This window comes from Streptomyces sp. NPDC033131 (assembly GCF_055578365.1).
In genome coordinates, this window is the sequence record NZ_JBVIPA010000015.1 from 174,752 (window position 1) to 193,688 (window position 18,937).

General features: G+C 71.8%; 15 protein-coding genes and 2 pseudogenes. 7 read left to right on the top strand and 10 right to left on the bottom strand.

The window, feature by feature from the left end:
* Positions 1-36: 36 nt before the first annotated feature.
* The 5 genes from ACZ5XS_RS21130 to ACZ5XS_RS21150 form a co-directional block, all read right to left on the bottom strand.
* Entirely contained in the window at positions 37-705 is a 669-nt protein-coding gene (locus ACZ5XS_RS21130) for a flavin reductase family protein (RefSeq protein WP_468653453.1), read from the bottom strand.
* Between the two features lie 13 nt (positions 706-718).
* Positions 719-2,098, bottom strand: a complete 1,380-nt coding sequence (locus ACZ5XS_RS21135; RefSeq protein WP_468653455.1) for an amidohydrolase family protein — start codon at positions 2,096-2,098, stop codon at positions 719-721.
* On the bottom strand, positions 2,095-3,117 hold the full coding sequence (locus ACZ5XS_RS21140; RefSeq protein ID WP_468653457.1) for a zinc-binding dehydrogenase: 1,023 nt from the start codon (positions 3,115-3,117) through the stop codon (positions 2,095-2,097). The genes ACZ5XS_RS21135 and ACZ5XS_RS21140 overlap by 4 nt, the downstream gene beginning before the upstream one ends.
* 248 nt (positions 3,118-3,365) lie before the next feature.
* Positions 3,366-4,568: a PucR family transcriptional regulator gene (locus tag ACZ5XS_RS21145; protein WP_468653459.1), complete on the bottom strand. Its 1,203-nt coding sequence runs from the start codon at positions 4,566-4,568 to the stop codon at positions 3,366-3,368.
* Between the two features lie 11 nt (positions 4,569-4,579).
* Positions 4,580-6,025: an aldehyde dehydrogenase family protein gene (locus ACZ5XS_RS21150; protein ID WP_468653460.1), complete on the bottom strand. Its 1,446-nt coding sequence runs from the start codon at positions 6,023-6,025 to the stop codon at positions 4,580-4,582.
* Positions 6,026-6,097: 72 nt separating this feature from the next.
* On the opposite strand from ACZ5XS_RS21150, the gene ACZ5XS_RS21155 reads away from it, so the two are divergent.
* Both ACZ5XS_RS21155 and ACZ5XS_RS21160 read left to right on the top strand, forming a co-directional pair.
* Positions 6,098-7,180 carry an NAD(P)-dependent alcohol dehydrogenase gene (locus ACZ5XS_RS21155; protein WP_468653462.1) on the top strand — a complete coding sequence of 361 codons (1,083 nt, stop codon included), beginning with the start codon at positions 6,098-6,100 and terminating at the stop codon, positions 7,178-7,180.
* Between the two features lie 132 nt (positions 7,181-7,312).
* On the top strand, positions 7,313-9,514 hold the full coding sequence (locus tag ACZ5XS_RS21160; protein WP_468653464.1) for a cytochrome P450/oxidoreductase: 2,202 nt from the start codon (positions 7,313-7,315) through the stop codon (positions 9,512-9,514).
* Positions 9,515-9,609: 95 nt separating this feature from the next.
* Here ACZ5XS_RS21160 and ACZ5XS_RS21165 read toward each other — a convergent pair whose 3' ends face one another.
* A complete protein-coding gene (locus ACZ5XS_RS21165; RefSeq protein ID WP_468653466.1) occupies positions 9,610-10,356 on the bottom strand; it encodes a sulfite exporter TauE/SafE family protein in 747 nt (248 codons plus the stop codon).
* Between the two features lie 142 nt (positions 10,357-10,498).
* On the opposite strand from ACZ5XS_RS21165, the gene ACZ5XS_RS21170 reads away from it, so the two are divergent.
* Positions 10,499-11,641 (top strand): acetamidase/formamidase family protein, encoded by a 1,143-nt coding sequence (locus ACZ5XS_RS21170; RefSeq protein ID WP_468653468.1) that lies wholly within the window; start codon positions 10,499-10,501, stop codon positions 11,639-11,641.
* A 72-nt stretch (positions 11,642-11,713) separates the two neighbouring features.
* Here the strand turns inward: ACZ5XS_RS21170 and ACZ5XS_RS21175 are convergent, their stop codons facing one another.
* Positions 11,714-12,334: a GOLPH3/VPS74 family protein gene (locus ACZ5XS_RS21175; protein ID WP_468653470.1), complete on the bottom strand. Its 621-nt coding sequence runs from the start codon at positions 12,332-12,334 to the stop codon at positions 11,714-11,716.
* 260 nt (positions 12,335-12,594) lie between these two features.
* Here ACZ5XS_RS21175 and ACZ5XS_RS21180 point away from each other — a divergent pair, with 260 nt between their 5' ends.
* Positions 12,595-13,260 carry an NADPH-dependent F420 reductase gene (locus tag ACZ5XS_RS21180; protein ID WP_468653472.1) on the top strand — a complete coding sequence of 222 codons (666 nt, stop codon included), beginning with the start codon at positions 12,595-12,597 and terminating at the stop codon, positions 13,258-13,260.
* Between the two features lie 183 nt (positions 13,261-13,443).
* On the opposite strand, the gene ACZ5XS_RS21185 is transcribed toward ACZ5XS_RS21180, so the two are convergent.
* Together ACZ5XS_RS21185 and ACZ5XS_RS21190 are read right to left on the bottom strand one after the other, a co-directional pair.
* Entirely contained in the window at positions 13,444-14,037 is a 594-nt protein-coding gene (locus ACZ5XS_RS21185; protein ID WP_468653498.1) for an ALF repeat-containing protein, read from the bottom strand.
* A 165-nt stretch (positions 14,038-14,202) separates the two neighbouring features.
* A pseudogene (locus ACZ5XS_RS21190) lies at positions 14,203-14,628 on the bottom strand (VOC family protein).
* Positions 14,629-14,822: 194 nt separating this feature from the next.
* Between ACZ5XS_RS21190 and ACZ5XS_RS21195 the strand changes: the two are divergent.
* Positions 14,823-16,019, top strand: coding sequence for a glycoside hydrolase family 64 protein (locus ACZ5XS_RS21195; protein WP_468653474.1), 1,197 nt, complete (start codon positions 14,823-14,825; stop codon positions 16,017-16,019).
* A gap of 204 nt (positions 16,020-16,223) precedes the next feature.
* On the opposite strand, the pseudogene ACZ5XS_RS21200 reads toward ACZ5XS_RS21195, so the two are convergent.
* Positions 16,224-16,386: pseudogene (locus ACZ5XS_RS21200) on the bottom strand (MFS transporter); the annotation flags it as partial.
* 335 nt (positions 16,387-16,721) lie between these two features.
* On the opposite strand from ACZ5XS_RS21200, the gene ACZ5XS_RS21205 reads away from it, so the two are divergent.
* Both ACZ5XS_RS21205 and ACZ5XS_RS21210 read left to right on the top strand, forming a co-directional pair.
* Positions 16,722-17,930, top strand: coding sequence for an RNA ligase (locus ACZ5XS_RS21205; protein WP_468653476.1), 1,209 nt, complete (start codon positions 16,722-16,724; stop codon positions 17,928-17,930).
* Between the two features lie 2 nt (positions 17,931-17,932).
* A complete protein-coding gene (locus tag ACZ5XS_RS21210; protein WP_468653478.1) occupies positions 17,933-18,847 on the top strand; it encodes a phosphatase domain-containing protein in 915 nt (304 codons plus the stop codon).
* Positions 18,848-18,937 lie beyond the last annotated feature (90 nt).

Consider the following 18,937-nt stretch of genomic DNA (forward strand, 5'->3'; position numbering starts at 1 on the left):
CATGGAGAGGCGGTGGCGAGAAAGAGGGGGGTGGGGTCAGTTGGCGGAGGTGTCGGCCCGGCCGAGGTCGGCGTAGGCGATCCGCTCCTGGTGGAAGATGGACTCCTCACCGGCGGTGACGAACCATGGGAAGCCCATCCGCCCGACCGCCCGGACCTGGGTGGGGTCGATGCGGTCCGTGGCGGACATGATCGAGTCGTCGGTGGTGATGCAGACGACCTCGGCGAGCAGGATGTGCACGCCCGAGAAGCAGGACGTGTGGTCGCCGCGGTCGATGACCTCGTGCACGCGGCACTCCAGGTGCGCGGGGCTGTCGGCCAGCGACGGCGTGTCGACGACCTGTGAGGGCACCGACCGCCATGCGGCGACGTCCATCTCGCTGACGCCGCGGGGGTATTCGCGGGCCACCGCCTCGATGTGCTCGGCGAGTTCGGCGGTGGTGACGTTGACGACGAACTCGCCCGTGCGCTCGATGTTGAGCCAGGTGTCCTTCGGCTCCGCAGTGGCCTCCCGCTGGGCGCCGATGGTGACCGCGATCAGCGGCGGTTCACCGCTGACCGGCATGTAGTAGCTGTACGGCGCGACATTGACGCCTCCGTCCGGGTCGAGCGTCGTGATCATCGCGATCGGCCGCGGCACCACGAGTTGCGAGAGCAGGCCCTGCTTGTGGGCCGGAGAGCGTCCGGACATGTGGATGACGTTCAACGGGTGGTCTCCTTTACGGGGTGCCCGCCGGCTGTACCGGCCAGGTCGGGCGGGGCGTGATGTCGGCGCGCCGCAGGAGGGCGGCGGACCGCTCGGCGGCGGCCTCGGCGACGGCGGCGAGGTCGACGCCGGTCGGCTGCCGGTCGCGGACGACCACACGGCCGTCGACCAGGACGTCACGGACGGTGCGGGACACATGGCCCCACACGAGCTGGCGGGCCAGGTCGCCGCGGGGCATCCAGGCGGGGTCGCGGGTGTCGAGTACGACGAGGTCGGCGGCCTTGCCGACCTCGAGGGAGCCGGTCCGCCCGCCGAGACCGACCGCCTCGGCGCCGTCGACCGTGGCGAGCGCGAAGGCCTGCTCGGCGCGGATCGGGTCGGGCAGGTCACGGTCGCGTTCGAGGCCGGCGAACAGGTAGGCGGCCAGGAGGACGTCCGGGGCGTCGCCGGCGTTGTGGGCGTCGCAGCCGAGCGCCACCCGGCCGCCCCGGCGCACCAGTTCGGCGTGGCGCGAGGCGCGGGTGTAGCCCTGGGCGAGACGCAGGTAGGCCCCCGGGCAGGCGGCGACCGCGGTACGGGTGTCGAGGATCGCCTCGACCTCCGCGTCGTCGAGCCACACGGCGTGGCCCAGCAGCAGGCGCGGACCGAGTACGCCGAGCTCGCGGAAGTGGACCACCGGCCGGCGCCCGCAGCGCTTGGCGTAGGCCTCGACGTCGGCGGGTCCCGGAGAGACGTGCCAGGTCAGTCCGACATCGAGCCGCTCGGCCAGGCTCGCCGCTCCGGCGAAGAGCTCGTCGCTCGCGAGGTCGTGACCGACGAGCGTCACCCAGCCGGTGACCGGCCCGGTGGCCGGAAGGGCCCGGACGATCTCCTCCTGCCGGGCGAGTACCTCGTCGACGGGGGCGCCGAACGGCATACCCTCGGCGTCCCAGCCCCAGCCGCCGACCCGGGCGCGGATTCCCGCGGCGGCCAGCCCTGCGGCGACCCGTTCCGGGTGGGCCACCGTGCCCGGCTCCAGCACCGTGGTGATGCCCCGGGACAGACACTCGACGGCGGTGATCGTCGCGGCCAGTTCGTCGTCGTCGCCGTCGGCGTGGCCGTGCAGCGGGACGATCCAGTCGAAGATCGACTCCTGCGAGCTGATGTGATCCGGGATGGTGCTGCGCACGAGGGGGTCGACGGTCGTGTGCTGGTGGGCGTCGACGAGGCCCGGGATGACGACACAGTCCGACGCGTCGATCTCCTGTGCGTCCGGGAAGCGGGCGCGAAGGTCCTCGGTCGTGCCGAGCGCGGCGATGCTGTCCCCGGACACGGCGATCGTCGCGCCGGTGAGGACCCGTCGCGCGGAGTCCATGGTGACGATGTCGCCGCCCACGATCAGCAGATCGTTCATGGCGTGATCACGACCTTTCCGATGGTGTCGCGGGCGCCGAGTACGTCCCAGGCCTCGGCGAGGTCCTCGAGCGGGAACCGGGCGGCCGTGGGCAGGTGCAGGCGGTCGGCGAAGCAGGCTGATGTGGCGGCGATGAAGTCGGCCGAGGTGTAGCCGCCGGCGCCCAGCAGTTTCAGGCCGCGGTGGAAGACCTCCTGGAGCGAGAAGGACACCTGGTCGCCGCTGGTGTTGCCCAGCAGCGCCAGACGCCCGCGGATGCCGAGGCAGTCCAGTGAGGTGCGCCAGGTGTCGGTGCCGACGTGGTCCAGGACCAGGTCCGCGCCGGCGCCCTCGGTGAAGGCCGTCACGGCTTTCGCCGGGTCCGGTTCGTCGTTGCGCAGGGCCAGGTCCGCTCCGGCCGCGCGGGCCGCGGCCAGCTTCGCGTCGCTGCCGGCGAAGGCGACGACCGAGGCACCGGCCTTCTTGGCGAGCGCGATGGCCGCCAGGCTGACGGGACTCGCGGCGGCGTGCACCACGAAGGTCTCACCGGTCTCCAGTGCTCCGACGGTGTGCACCGCGTGCCACGCCGTCGCGAAGGCGGTGGGCAGGGTGACGGCCTCGTCGAGCGGCAGGGACTTCGGGACCCGGACGATCGATTCGGCGGACGCCAGGACGTGTTCGGCGAGCGCGCCGGGGACGTTGCCGCCGAGGATGCGCGGGCCGGCGCAGTAGGCACGATCGCCCACCGAGCAGCGCAGGCAGCTGCCGCAGCCCTGGGTGGGATCGGCGATGACCCGGTCACCTGGGACGATGGAGCTGACCGCGGATCCGGTGGCCACCACCGTTCCGGCGAAGTCCATGCCCGGCACGTGCGGAAGGCGGAAGCCGGGGATCAGACCCGGCCCCTTGCGCTGCAGCAGGTCCAGGCGGTTCAGCCCGCAGTACGCGACCTCGACGACGACGTCGCGCTCACCGCATACCGGCTCCGGGACGTCCTGCAACGACACGACTTCGGTTCCCCCGAAGTCGGTCTGCACCATCGCTCGCACCGTGGCCCTCCTCACCTCAGTCGTCTCGCATTGCGAGGCGGTGGAACGTATTGTGGGGCCACTCTGCCCATGCCGACCAGTGCTGTCAACGCTTGTATGGAAAAACTGGGTTTCGTCGGCGTTTCACGTGCTGTTGCCGACGCCTCACTTGCTGTTAAGGCACATGGCGCAGGCCGGGCGGGGCCGAGGAGTGGGGGCGGACACACGCGCCGCACCCCCGGCGGCACTGCCGAGGACGTTCAGTTGCCGACGGAAACCGGCTCGTCGTCGCCGCGCAGCCGCTGGTCGTCGGCGGCGAGCAGGTCGAGCGCCGCCAGCGCCAGGTGCAACTGCGCCGAGGCGGCCGGAAGCAGGGGGTCCGTGCCGAGGAGGGTCTTGATCTGGCGGACCCGGTAACCCACCGAGTTGCGGTGGAGATGGAGCTGTTCGGAGACGCTTTGCCGGCTGCCCCGCTCGGCCAGCCAGGCACGCAGAGTCGCCATCAGCTCCGGACGCTGCCGGATCGGCCCGAGGTGCGCTTCGGCGTACGCCTCGAGTTCCGCACGCGGGAGCGGCAACAGGACCTGGAGCACCCCGCAGCCGCCGAAGGTGAGCAGCGGGACGCGTCGGCTCCTGGCCAGCCCGAGCAGCCGTTCGGCCTCGGTGAAGGACCGGACCAGCCCGATCGGCGTGTCGGGATGGGAGCCGCTCGCCGCGACGACGTGGTCGCCGGCGGACTCGTCGCCGGTCATCAGGCGCAGCCTGCTTCGCAGGCGGGAGAGCACGACCTCACCGGGCACCACCGTCCACGCCGTGCGCTCGTCCTGCTGCACGGGGTGCTCCAGCCAGGTGAGGGCGGTGGACCAGGCGCGCAGGCGGGAGCCGCTGTAGTGCAGCACGGCACCGGCCGGCGGACGCTGCATGTCTATCCCCAGGTGCGCCGCCGCCGCGGACACCGACGGGCTCACCGTCCCGGACCGCAGCGCGGCGACGACGTCGGCGGGCGTGTGCTGCGGCGAGACCTCGGCCGAGGCGTCCCCGGCGCGCACCGCGTCGATGAGGAGCGCGGTGACGGCGGCACCGGCCAGCGCCTGCACGCGCGGGTCCGCGGGACCGACGGTCAGCAGCACACCGCCCACTGTCGTCCCCGCCCGCACCGGAAGCGCCGTGGCGCACCGCCCGTCGAGCGTGTCGACCACCGGTTCGGCCACGCCGGCGAGCACGCTGTCCGCCACCACGGCCGGCACTCCCGCGCCGCCGTCGGTGGTCGCCAGCGGCACGCCCTCGGCGGACAGCAGGCGCACCTGTCGGCCGGTGGCCCGCAGCAGCGCGCGGAGCACGTCCGAGCGCGCGGCGCCCGCGAGCACGGCCTCGGTCAGTTCCCGCTCCAGGCCGGCAGGCCCGGCGTCCGGCCCCCATCCGTCGGGGGCCGGTCCGGACCACGCCTCGGCGATGGTTCCCATGCTGTCGGGTCTCAGCGGGCCAACAGTCGGATGGCCACGCCCTTCTCCTGGGTGTACTCGCGCAGCGCCGCGTACCCGCCGCCGCGGCTGAAGCCGCTGTCCTTCTGCATGTTGAACGGGAAGCCGATCACTCCCGCGTCGTGGAACTGGTTGACCGCCACCTGCCCGGAGCGGACGTCCTTCGCCAGCCGCAGGGCCCGGGAGACGTCGTTGGTCCAGATGCAGGCCAGCAGGCCGAAGTCCGTCGCGTTCATCAGTTCGGTCGCCTCGGCCGTGTCGCGGAACGACTGCACGGCGAGGACCGGGCCGAAGACCTCCTCGCGGGCGACGCGCATGCCCGCGTCCACGTGGTCGTACACGGTCGGCTGGACGAACCATCCGTCGCCGGCGGGCGCGCCGCCGGTGACCGGCCGCGCGCCCTCGCGAGGCGCGTCCTCGAGGAAGCCGCTGACGCGGGCGAACTGCGCGGCGCTGACCAGCGGCCCCATGTCCAGGTCGGCTTCCCAGGGCCCGGTCTTGATCGCGGCCATGGCGGCGGCGACCCGCTCCACGACCTCGTCGTGCACCGAGGCCTCGACGAGCAGCCGGGAACCGGCGTAGCAGTTCTGCCCCGCGTTCTCGGTGATCGAGGCGACGACCGCGGGAATCGCCGTGTCGAGGTCGGCGTCGGCGAACAGCACGTTGGGCGACTTGCCGCCGAGTTCGAGTTTCACCGGGACGAGGTTCTGCGCCGCGGCCGTCATGATCGCCCGCCCGGTGGCGGTCGAGCCGACGAAGCTGATGTGGTCGACGTCCGGGTGCGAGGTCAGCGCGGCACCCGCCTCGGGGCCGCCCGCGACGACGTTGATCACCCCCGGCGGGAAGCCGGCGCGGCGGGCGAGTTCGGCGAAGGCGAACGGGGACAGCGGGGCGATCTCGGACGGCTTGAGGACGACCGTGTTGCCCGCGGCGAGCGCCGGCGCGACGTTCGCGGCCATGAGCACGGCAGGTACGTTCCACGGGATGACGACGGCACACACGCCGTACGGCTCGGGAACGGTGTAACCCAGGTAGTCGGGGCTGCGGGTCGGCAGCGTGACCCCGGTGAGCTTGTCGGCCGCACCGGCGAAGTAGTTGACGATGTCGTGGGCGATGTAGATGTTCGTCCGGCCCCCGGACAGCGGCTTGCCCACGTCCCGCGCCTCGACGGCCGCCAGCGCCTCGACGTCGGCGAGGATCAGGTCGGCCCAGCGCCGGATCAGTGTCCCGCGCTCGCTGGGGCTGGTGGCCGCCCAGGCGGGGAAGGCGCGGCGCGCCGCGGCGACCGCGTCGCCTACGTCGGCCCAGCCCGACTGCGCCACCTTGGTGATCACCTGTCGGGTGGCCGGATCGATGATGTCCAGCGTGCCGCCGTCGCGGGCCGTGACCCACTCGCCGTCGACGAAGTGCTGGGAAGAAGGGAAGTCAACAGCAGCCATACGTGAACCTTGACCGACCTTGTCACGCATGTCAATATGCGATCTCGCTATGTGAGTCACTGAGGAGGTCCCGTGCGCGCCACCGCCGCTCTGCTGGAGCAGCCCGGACAGCCATTCGTCCTGACCGAGGTGGACCTGGCCGAACCCCGCCCCGACGAGGTGCTCGTCCGCGTCGTCGGCGTCGGCATCTGCGGCACCGACCTCGAGTTCGCCACCTTCTTCCCCACGCCCGCGCTGCTCGGGCACGAGGGGGCGGGCGTCGTCGAGAAGGTCGGCGCGCACGTCACCTCCGTACGCCCGGGCGACCACGTCGCCATGTCCTTCGCGTCATGCGGCACGTGCACCCTGTGCCGCACCGGGTCGCCCGCCTACTGCCGCAGCTTCGACGCGGTGAACTTCTCCGGACGCCGCCCCGACGGCACCACCGCGGTCACCCATGAGGGGCGTGAGGTCAACGCCCACTTCCTGGGCCAGTCGTCGTTCGCCAGTCATGTCGTCGCACCGGAGCGGGCGGTCGTCAGGATCGACCCGGCGCTGGACCTGCTGCGGGCCGGCCCCTTCGGCTGCGGCTTCCAGACCGGCGCCGGCGGCGTGCTCAACGTGCTGCAGCCGCGTCCCGGCTCCTCCATCGCGGTCTTCGGCGCGGGGGCTGTCGGCGTGGCCGCCATCATCGCGGCCTCACTGAGCGGCTGCGCGATCGTCGCCGCCGTCGACGTGAACCCGGCCAGGCTCGAGGCGGCCCGCGGCTACGGCGCCACGCACACCGTCGACTCCTCGGCCGGGCCGGCCGCCGAGCAGCTGACCGCCCTCGCCCCCGAGGGATTCGACTTCGTCATCGACACCACCGGGCGCGAGGACGTCCTGCGCACCGCGGTGGAGTCTCTCGGGCCGCTCGGCCGCGCCGGGGTCATCGGCATCGGCCCGAGCGAGTCGATGAGCTTCGAGTGGCGCAGCATCCTCAACGGGCGCAGTGTCACCGGCATCATCGCCGGGTCCAGCCTGCCGCAGGTGTTCCTGCCCCAGCTGCTGGAGCTCAACGCCAAGGGCCGGTTCCCGGTCGAGAAGATGATCACCTACTTCCCGTTCGAGCAGATCAACGAGGCCGTCGCGGCCGTCCGGGCCGGCTCGGTCGGCAAAGCTGTGCTGACCTTCTGAGACGTCGGCCACCCGGCGTTGTCGCCCACCGCGGCGGCACCTTAGGGTGGCGACGCCGATGAGGCACCAGACATCCGGTGGCGCGGCCGGACAACACCGCGCAGAAGGCCGAGCACGTGGAGCGTGCCCACCATGTCCGCCGACATCGACTTCGACCACCACTCCGACGAGGCCAACGCCGACCCGGTCGCCTACTACGCGCGCCTGCGCGAGACCTGCCCGGTAGGCCGGTCCGCCGCCTACGGCGGCTTCACCTACACCACCCGGTACGCCGACGTGGCCCGCATCGCCCGCGACGACGCGACGTTCTCCTCGGCCCGCAGCGACCACGGCGGCCAGGGCGTCGGCATCGTCATCCCGAAAGGGCCGGGGCTCGATCAGTATCCGATCGAACTCGACCCGCCGCAGTCGACCGAGTACCGGCAACTGATCAACCCGCTGCTGACCCCGGAGGCGGTCGGGCAGCTGGTGCCCATGATCGAGCGCCACGCCGCCCGGGTCGTGGACGGCTTCGTCGAGCTCGGCTCCTGCGACTTCGTCCGCGACCTCACCAACCCGCTGCCCGCCGCGGTCACCCTGGACTGGCTGGGTTTCCCCGAGGAGGACTGGGCGAGGCTGGCCGGGCCGATCCACGACATCTTCGCCGCGCCGGCCGGCAGCGAGCGTGCCGCGCGCGGGGCCGCCGGACTGGCCTACATGGACCAGCGCATCCGCGAGCTGATCGCCGAGCGCCGCTCCGCACCACGGGCCGACGCGGTCAGCACGCTGGTGGCCGGCCGACGCGGCGACGGCAGCGAGTTCACGGCGGACGAGCTGGTGTCGGTGATCGGCCTGCTCATCGCCGGCGGCGTCGACACCACCACCTCCCTGACCGGATCCACGCTCGTCCATCTCGCTCGCCACCCCGAGCAGCGCCGGCGGCTGATCGACTCCCCCGATCTGCTGGACAGCGCGACCGAGGAGTTCCTGCGCGCGTTCGCCCCGTCGCAGTCGATGGCGCGCACCGTCACCGGGGACGTCGAGGTCGGTGGCTGCCCGATGCACGCGGGCGACCGGGTGCTGATCCCGTGGGTCGCCGCGAACCACGACCCCGCCGTGTTCCCCGACCCCGAGGAGGTACGGCTCGACCGCGACGCCAGTCGGCACCTCAGCTTCGGCATCGGCTCGCACCGGTGCGCGGGCGCGCATCTCGCCCGGGCCATGTTCCGCGCGATGATGACGCAGGTCCTGACCCGGCTGCCCGACTACCGGGTGATCGAGGAGGGGCTCGTCCCCTACCCGACACGCGGCAACCAGTCCGGCTGGGACGCGGCCCCGGTGATATTCACGCCCGGTCCCCGGACAACCGCTGCGGCGGGCGCGGTGAGCGCGCTGAGCACACCCACCCCGTTGCGGGTGACCGCGGTGCGCGCCGCGGCCCAGGACGTGCTCGCCGTGGAGCTCGGCCTGCCGGACGGCGGCGAACTCCCCGCATGGCGGCCCGGCGCGCACGTCGAGCTGCGTCTGCCCTCGGGCAGGCTGCGTCAGTACTCGCTGTGCGGTGACCCCGCCGACGCCACGACGTGGCGCATCGGCGTCCTGCGTGAACCGAAGGGCCGGGGCGGCTCGGTCGAACTGCACGAACTCGCCGGCCCGGGGGCGACTTTCGCGGTACGCGGGCCGCGCAACCACTTCCCGCTCGTGGAGGCGCCGTCCTATCTGTTCGTCGCGGGCGGCATCGGCGTCACCCCCATCCTCGCCATGGTCCGTGCGGCCGCCGGGCGCGGCACGCCCTTCACCGTCGTGTACGGCGGGCGCACCCGCTCGACGATGGCGTTCGCCGACGAGCTCGCCGCCGTCGCCGGCGACAAGCTCACCCTGCTCCCCCAGGACGAGGCCGGACTGCCCGACCTTCCCCGGCTGCTGGGCGGGCTGGACGCGGACACCGCCGTCTACGCCTGCGGGCCGGCCCCGATGCTGGCGGCCGTCGAGCGCGAGTGCGCACGCCTGGACCTCACCGGCCGGCTGCACCTGGAGCGCTTCGCCGCCGGCGACGGCCTCGAGACGGCGTACGACGCCGCGGAGAACCGGGACTTCACGGTTCAGCTCGCGCGCACGGGAGTCACCCTCACCGTGCCGGCCGACCGCCGCCTCGTCGAGGTCCTGCGCGACGCCGTGAGCGGCCTGTCCTATGACTGCGAGAAGGGATACTGCGGCGCCTGCGAGACCCGCGTGCTCGCCGGGACTCCGGAGCACCGGGACTCCGTGCTCACCGACGAGGAACGTCTCGCCGGGCGCACGATGATGATCTGCGTCGGCCGGTGCCGGGGCGACCGGCTCGTCCTCGACCTCTGAGCCCTGGTCGGCCGGTGGGCGGCGTTCGGGAACCGGACGCCGCCCACCGGCCGACTGCGGCGCGGCACGGCCTGACGACCGGCCTCCAGGAACGGTCAGCCGAAGGCGCGGACACCCAGCCAGACGCCCGCCAGGACACCGAAGACGACCACGACAGCGCGCAGTACCGGCTCGCTCAGCCTCGTCGCCAGCCGGCCGCCGAGCACTCCGCCGGCCAGGGACGACGGCGCGACCACGAGCACGAGCATCCAGTGCACGGGGCCGAACAACGCGAACGCGACGAGCGACACGGTGGCCACGACCAGCTGCAGCGTCCCCTTGAGGACGTTCACCTCGGCCAGCGGAGCGGACAGCGTCAGGCCGAGCAGGGCCATCAGGATGAGCCCCAGTCCCCCGCCGAAGTATCCGCCGTAGACCGCGGCGGCGAACGTGCCGGCGTAGAGCTTGCCGCGGTGGGCACCGTGAGCGGCGCCGAGCAGGGCCCGCAACCGGGGCTGGAAGGCGAGGAGGGTACTGGCGCCGAGAACGAGGAACGGCACCGCGACCGAGAAGACCCGCGACGGGGTGAGCAGCAGCAGCACGCATCCGGCGGCGGCGCCCACCGCGGACACGACCGCCAGCGACGTCACGGAAGACGGGCGGGAAGACCCCCGCAGCGCGGCGACATTGCCCACGTAGCCCGGCCACAGCGCCACGGAGTTGGTGACGTTGGCGGCGACCGTACCCAGCCCGCCGGCGACCAGGGCGGGGAACAGGAGCAGTGACCCGCCGCCGGCGATGGAGTTGACGAATCCGCCGACGAGGCCGGCACCGCCGATGAGAACAACGTCGCCGACGTCCATCCGGGTCCCTCCGCAGCAAGTTATGCGAGATGCCATGTTGACATACGAGACAGCGTTACGCCATGGACCCTCACCGGAAACACCAAGGCAACGAGACGTTCCTAGCGTCGGGCCAGCCCTTCCCCTCCATGAAAGGTCGGCCATGACTGCGATCGACTCGCCCCTCCTCGACGTCGCCGCGACCGGCTTCCCGATCCTCCAGCCCGGCCACGGAGCGATCGCGTCGACGACGTACGTCCCGGCCACGCCCGGGAACACCTTGTGGGGCCGCCTTCCGTGCGAGGCGGACGCACCGTGCGCGGTCGTGCGACCGGGCTCCGTCGTCACGGTCGACACGCTCAGCCACGAGGGCGTGCTGGAGGACCAGGGACGCGACCCCGTCGAGTTCTTCGGCCGTTACGGCGTCGGCGGCGGCCATGTGCTCGACGACGCCCAGCAGGTGGCGGACTCCGGTATGGCGCACGACTTCGACGACGACGGACCGCACCTCGTCACCGGCCCGATCGCCGTGACCGGCGCCCGGCCCGGCGATCTGCTCGCCATCACCGTCCTCGGTCTCACCCCGCGCGTTCCGTACGGCATGGTCTCCGCACGCCACGGCTTCGGCGCGCTCCCCGGCGAGATGCCGTCACTGCCGGGTCCCCTGTTCACCTTCGCCACGGCCCACGCGGACAGCCACGGCGCCTGGGGCCGGATGGCGGTGGATCCGGCGGACCCCTCCCGCGGCTCACTGCGCTTCCCGCTGCGGCCGTTCCTCGGCGTGATGGGCGTGGCGGTGCCCGGCGACGAGCGGCCGCACTCGGTGCCGCCGGGGCGGCACGGGGGCAACATCGACATCTCGCTGCTCGGCGAGGGCGCCACGCTGTATCTCCCGGTGCAGGTCGACGACGCGCTGGTCTACTTCGGGGACCCTCACTTCGCCCAGGGCGACGGCGAGGTCGCCCTCACCGCGTTCGAGGCGTCGTTGCGCGCCACCGTGAAGCTCGAGGTGGTGCCGGGCGGTGCGGCTCTGCGGCCCGGCCACGGCCGCGTCGCCCCGTTCGCCGAGACGGCCGACCACCTGGTGCCGATCGGCCTGGACAAGGATCTGAACGAGGCCATGCGCGACTGCGTGCGCTGCGCGCTGGATCTGCTCGTGACCGACTACGGCATCGACCGCCATCTGGCGATGGCATACCTCAGCGCGGCAGGCGACTTCGCGGTCTCCCAGGTCGTCGACGACGTGAAGGGTGTCCACGCGAAGATCCGCAAGGCGGACTTCCTCGAGGTCCGCCGACCGCGCTGACCGGCCATCGGCACCGAGCGGCCGACGCTCCGATGTCCCGCCGCGGCAGGGCGCCCGGACCGGGCGGCGGGCTCAGGTCAAAGCAGGGAGCGCTCCGAGCCACACATGGTCGGCGACCGCGGTCAGGATCTGGGCACAGGCCGGGCTCATGGACCGCAGCACCGTCTCGGACTCGCTCCACTCCCGACCGCCCGGCGCGGCCCCGCACGCACTCGCCAGTGCGGCCAGCGCGACCGAGCGTTCCGAGGAGTCGGCCGCACCGCGAAGAGACCGGACCGCGGCATCCCGCCTCTCCTCGCACAGGACGTCGTAGCGACGACCCCACCCGGCGGGCAACGGCAACCGTCCCGGCGGACGAACGAGGACACCCTCGGCGATCAAGCCGGCCGACAGGGTCCTGTGTGCGCCGACGCTCAGGACCCTGACCCACTCCGATGCCGTACGCGGCCTGCGAGACGACCGGATCCGTACGAGAGCCTCGCCGAGCGCGCGGTCGTGCGGCCGTGCACCGTGGACGGCGACGAGGTGTCCGTCCACGGTGTCGATGGAGCCGTCCAGAGCGAGTTCCATCAGCATCGCGCCGCTCAGGCCGAAGCCGAGGCCGGTGCCATGGCCGGGCACACGGCCTTGACCGTCCAGGTACACGGCCAGCATGAAGTCTCCGTAAAGGCTGGACGTGGCATCGGTCTTCATCCCGGTCTCCCCAGTACGGCACGTCGGCTTCAGCTTCGGGGTTCTTCCGGACCGGGCAGCCGAACCAGATCCCGAGGAAGTATGCGCAGCACTATGACGGGCCCAGAGCTCTCACGTCAATGCAAGACATCGTCCCGAAAGACGAAACACGGTCGCGAAGGACTGCCGGGGTGAGCGACCACAGAACTAGGTCTCAGGTGCCGGTCGACCCGGACCCGCGGTCCGATTCGCGGAGCCGCGACGACGGTTAACGTCACGCCATGCGTATAGGACTACTCGGCACCGGAAACGTCGCCCGTGCACTGGCCCACGGCTGGACCGCCGCAGGGCACGACGTGCTCCTCGGTTCACGTCGGCCCAAGGAACGGACCGCCATCGGTCTGCCCGTGGCGGGCCTGAGCGAGACAGCCGCCCACTCGGAGGTACTGGTCAACGCCACCCCGGGGACCGTCTCGGTGGAACTGCTGCACTCCATCGGGGCACCGGCCCTGGCCGGCACCTTACTCATCGACGTCGGGGTCGGCCTCTCCGACGACTTCACCGAACTCTCGCACCCCAACGACAGCTTGGCCGAACAGATCCAGAAGGCCTTTCCCCTGACCCCCGTCGTCAAGACGTTGTGCACCATGGACTCCACCGTGATGACCGCCCCGGACGGTCTCGACGGGCCGAGCACCGTCTTCCTCTCCGGCGACGACGCCGACGCCAAACGGACCACCGGCCGACTGCTGACCGACCTCGGCTGGCCCCCGTCGTCCCAGCTGGACATCGGCGGCATCACCACCGCGCGAGGACAGGAGCACTTCGCCCTGCTCTTCATGGGCATCGCGGGCGGTCTGGGGACCCGCACGTTCAACGTCAACGTGGTCACCCGTCCTTCTGCCCAGCCCCGTCCGACGTCGCCGCCGCCCGGCTCTCCTAGGTAGGTGCCGAAGGTGCCGCACATCCCAGGAGGCCGCGGCACCCGGGGGTCCATGGCGCCGGCTGCACACACCCCGGCGGCCTGGGCGAGGCGTTGACCGGGAGGCGTTTGACCGACGGGGCCTCGTGCGTGCGGCTGCGCGCACGAGGCCCCGCCGGCCGATCCGGCCTGGTCCAGACGAAAGGCCCTAGCGGTCGACCTCGTACTGGCCGACCTCAAGGAAGTAGCGCAGCGCTTCCGGGGTGTTGTCGTCCAGGGCCGCGTTCGCCGCTTCGCGCAGGGCGTCGCTGATGGCGGGGTCCGCCAGGATCCGCGCGATGGCGACGCGGTCGTCCTCGGCCTGAGCGAGCCGGAGGCCGGTCTCGAGGAACGCGCGCACGACCTCGGGGCTGCCGTCGTCGAGGGCCTCGTTGGCCTCACGGACGACGGCCCTGCCGCTGTCGGGGTCGGCGAGGAGCCTGGCGATGGCGACGCGGTCGTCCTCGGCCTGAGCGAGCCGGTAACCGGCCTCGAGCCAGGCGCGCATCTCGTCCACGGTGCCGTCGTCGAGGAGCTCGTTGGCCTCCTGGATGACGCGCCTGCCGCTGTCGGGGTCGGCCAGGATGCGGGCGATCGCGATGCGCAGGTCGTCCGCGTCCATCTCGTCGTAGGGGGAGCCCGTGTCCGACGCCGCGGCCGCGACCGACGGCGGCGTGGCGGCGGCTAAGGACGGAGTGGAGAGCAGCAGGGCCGGGGCGAGGGCGCCGGCGGCCACGGCGAGCGTCGCGCGGGTCAGTCTCAGGGAGAGGAACCACCTTCTGTCGAAGTAACGGCTGTAGCGGGGACATTGTCCTAAGGGGAGCCCGGTCAGGTCACTGCCCGGAACGCGCAATGTTCACAGGCTCCTCATTGCCGACGCCCTGCCACTCGCCCCTCATGACCGACGCCCGCGCCCACGAGTACCGGCTCAGACGACCGGCTCGCCGATGCCCAGCAGGTTTCCCTCGCTGTCACGGAACCAGGCGGCGCGTTCTCCCCGTGCGCCCTTGCTCGGGTAGTTCCCGTCGATCTCGGCGATCCCGTTCGTCGTTCGGAATCCAGGCAGGTCGACCTTCTCGAACACCACGCCACGCTGCTTGAGTTGCGCGACGACCGTTTCCAGGTCGTCGACCTCCCATCCCATCTGGGTGAAGGTCCCGGGTGCGGCCCCCGTCGACGTGAACAGGGCGAAGTCAGTGCCTCCGCACCGGTAGAGCAGCCCCCCGGGCCGTTAGTCGACGGGCTCCAGACCGAGCCGCTCGGCACAGAAACGCCGTGCCCGCTCCAGGTCCTGCGCCGGGAGCCTGGTCGCCACGCGGCCCCGGGCCAGGATGTTCCTCTCGTCTGCGTTCATGCCCTCACTGTGCCGTGAGCCGTGGCCGATCGGACGGACATCAGGCGCGTGCCACGGTGTGGGCGAGCCCAACAGGCCCTTACGCCCTACTCATTGACATGTCCCGGCCCCGGCGCGACGCTGAGAGCGCTCTCAAAAAGGTACGGACCAAGCTCCGTTTCCCGCTCCATCCCCCACTCGCACGGAGGTCGAGAGTGCAACCCACAGCCAAGCACCCGTTCGCGGCCCTGGCCGCGGTAGCCGCCCTGCTGGGCGCGCTCCTTGCGTTCGCGGCGCCGTCGCCCGCGCAGGCGGTGCCCGCCACGATCCCCCTGAAGATCACCAACAACTCCGCCCGCAGCGGGCCGGTCTACGTCTACAACCTCGGCACCCTGCTCGCGACCGGCCAGCAGGGCTGGGCCGACGCGGGCGGCACGTTCCACCCCTGGCCGGCCGGCGGCAACCCGCCCACACCGGCGCCGGACGCGGCCATCCCCGGGCCGGCCGCAGGGCAGTCGGCGACGATCCGGATACCGAAGTTCTCCGGCCGGATCTACTTCTCCTACGGCCAGAAGCTGGTCTTCCGGCTGACCACCGGCGGCCTGGTGCAGCCCGCCGTGCAGAACCCGAGCGACCCGAACCGGAACATCCTGTTCAACTGGTCGGAGTACACGCTCAACGATGCCGGGCTGTGGCTCAACAGCACCCAGGTGGACATGTTCGCCGCACCCTACGCCGTCGGCGTGCAACGCGCCGACGGCAGCACCAGCAGCACCGGGCGCCTCAAGCCGGGCGGCTACAACGCGGTCCTCAACACCCTGCGCGGACAGTCGGGCGGATGGGGCAACCTCGTCCAGACGCGGTCCGACGGCACGGTGCTGCGGGCGCTCTCCCCCGGACACGGTCTGCAGAGCGGGGCCCTGCCCGCCTCGGTGATGGACGACTACGTCAACCGCGTCTGGCAGAAGTACGCGACGACGACGCTGACGGTCACCCCGTTCGCCGACCAGCCGAACACCACGTACCACGGCCGGGTCTCGGCCAACGTCATGAACTTCACGAACAGCTCCGGCGCGGTCGTCACCAGCTTCCAGAAACCGGACGCGGACAGCATCTTCGGCTGCCACAAGCTCCTCGACGCGCCCAACGACGCGGTACGCGGGCCGATCTCGCGCACCCTGTGCGCAGGGTTCAACCGTTCCACCCTGCTGGTCAACCCCCGTCAGCCGGACGCCTCGGCGGCCGGCTTCTACCAGGACGCGGTGACCAACCACTACGCCCGGAGCATCCACGCGCAGATGACCGACGGGAAGGCCTACGCCTTCGCCTTCGACGACGTCGGACACCACGAGTCCCTCGTCCACGACGGCAATCCCCGCCAGGCCTACCTCACCCTGGATCCCTTCAGCTGACCCGGGTGTCCCGCACGCGGTCACGGCCGCGTGCGGGCACCTGCCGTCGTGCATGCGCCGGCAGCCACGGACGAGTCCTACGCCTCACCCGCGGCGCTCGGTCCGTTGTGCGCGGGGAGCCGGCTCGGCGTGCGGCGACGACGACGACCATGACGATGACGGAGGTGAGGACGCTACCGGCGCCGACGAAGAGCGGCGCCCTGTGCCGATCGCGACGCTCAGGGCGTACCCGGAGATCAGCCGGCCGGCGGCCGCCTCGGACACCGCGAGGCTCGACGCCCACCTGCGGCAGCAGCCCGGCGATCAGGAACTCGGTCAGGCCGATGCCGAACCCGCCCAGTGCCGGCGCGAGGAGTCCACTCGCCATCCGCGCTCTCCGATCGACCGTCCGGCACGTCGCGGGTACGTGTCCTCCCGCCGCGGCCCTGTGGGAACGCCCCGGTCCCGAACCACCCACACCGAGACCGACATTGAAGCGGTCGGCGCCGAGGCGCCACAATGCGTCACGCGTTCGGAGGCCGTACGGGCGTCCGTCGCGCTGTGCGACCGTTCCCGACACCGTCAGCCCGGGGTGCTCCCGGGCGCCACCTCGCCCGCCGACGCACACCGTGACCTGTGCCTTCCTTCGGCGCCCGCGGCAAAATCGGTGTTCACCGGCCCTCCCCGCACGTGACAATCAGGCACCAGCAAGGGGAGGAACACATGAGCCAGGCCTACCTGACTCTTCATGAGCTGCTGCCGCCGCAGGAGTTGGCGGCCGCGCTCGACGCGGGGCACGTCACGCGCAAGCCGCACCCGGAACTGCCGCTGTCCATCTACACGTACACGAGGACATGCCAGTACGAGCGGGTGTGGAACCGGGTGACCACGCGCTGCCGCGGCCTCGTGGCCGACGACACCACCGGTGAGGTCGTCGCGCTTCCGCTGCCGAAGTTCTTCAACATCGGTGAGCACGAGGCCGGTCAGCCGTACGCGCCCGGCCTCCCCGACGAACCGTTCGAGGTGTACGACAAGGTCGACGGTAGCCTGGCAGTGGTCTTCCACTACGCGGGCCGGTGGCGGGTCGCGTCCAAGGGGTCGTTCATCAGCACCCAGGCCACATGGGCGCAGCGACTGCTCGACGGGAAGGACACCTCCGGGCTCGTTCCCGGAGTGACCTACCTCGCCGAGATCCTGTACCCGCAGAACCGGATCGTCGTCGACTACGGCGACCGTCGTGACCTGGTACTGCTGGCCGCGTTCGGCAAGGACGGCACGGAGGTCGCCCTGACCGAGGCCGCGGCCGGCTGGCGTGGCATCGGCTCCCTGGTCACCGTCTGGCCCGCCATGCCGCTCGCCGAGCTGCTGGCCATGGCCGAGGCCAACCGGCTCCCCGGCGGCCGGGCGGCCACGGGCACCGACGCGGAGGGCTTCGTGCTGCGCTTCGCCTCGGGCGTACGGGCCAAGGCCAAGCTCGCCGAGTACGTCCGGCTCCACAAGGTGCTCACCGGGGTGACCGAGCGGGACATCTGGCGCGGTCACGGCATCCAGCGGTTCGCTGACCTGCCCGCCAAGCAGGTGGCCCAGGCGCTCGGCTGCTCGGCCCAGGACATCGACGCGTCCGGTGGCAGGCCCCTGGACGCGCTGCTGGAGCAGGTGCCCGACGAGTTCGACGCCTGGGTGCGCGGCGTCATCGCGGGAATCGAGAAGCAGGTGGACGACCGCGAGCGTGCGATCGACGAGGCGTTCCGGTCCCTTGCCCCGCTCGTCGGCGACCGCGGAGCCTTCGCCCGCGCCGCGAGTGCGCTGCCCGACGCGGCGCTGCGCCCCGCCATGTTCCTGCGTCTGGACGGGCGCCCGACCGAGCTCGTCACGTACCGGTCCGCCCGGCCGGAGGCGTCCGACCCGTTCAAGAACGACGAGGAGAACTGACCGTGCCCGTTGTACACGTCATGACGGGGCTCCCCGCCTCGGGGAAGACGACCGCCGCGCGCGGACTGCAGGCGGAGTCCGAGGGCCGGATGCGTCGCGTCAACCTCGACGATCTGCGGGCGATGCTCGACGTCCCGGCACCCGAGCGCGGGCAGTCGTACGCGCACGAGCAGACCGTGCTGGCGATCCAGGACGCGGCGGTGCGGGCGGCCGTCGACGGCGGTTTCGACGTCGTGGTGGACAACACCCACATGACACCGCACATACCGAAGCGGCTGAAGGCCGCGGTGGCGGGCCTGGCCACCTTCGTCGTGCACGACTTCACCGACGTGCCGGTGGAGGAGTGCGTACGGCGTGACGCCGAGCGGGACGGGACGGTCGGCGAGGAGATCATCCGGATCCTCGCCGACAAGCACACCAAGGCCCGCAGGGGTGGCTGGCGGCTCACCGCTCAGTGGCTGAACGACGAGCCCTCCTTCGAGCCGTACGCCGCCGACCCGGCGCTTCCCTCGGCGGTCATGTGCGACATCGACGGCACGCTCGCCCTTCGGGGCGCCCGGGGGCCCTACGACTTCACGCGCTGCGAGGAAGACCTGATCAACGTGTCGGTGCGGGGGGCGCTGCACTCCTTCCGGAGCGCCGACGGCGATGTCATCGTCCTGCTCTCCGGCCGCGGTGAGGAGCACCGCGAGCGAACGGAGGCGTGGCTGCGTGCGCACGAGGTCCCGTACGACGAGCTGTGGATGCGTGCCGCCGGCGACGGCCGCCGCGACGACGTGGTGAAGGCCGAGCTCTTCGACCGGCACGTGCGCCACCGCTTCGCGGTGCGGGTCTCTTTGGACGACCGCGACCGTGTCGTCGCCGTGTGGCGCCGTATGGGCCTGCCGACCTGGCAGGTCAACTACGGCAGCTTCTAGTAGTGCTTCGTTAGGTCTTTGCGTTCTCACTGATCAAGAGCATGTTGGGAGTGTGGACAAGCATGAAGTGAACCGATTACGGGCTGCGTT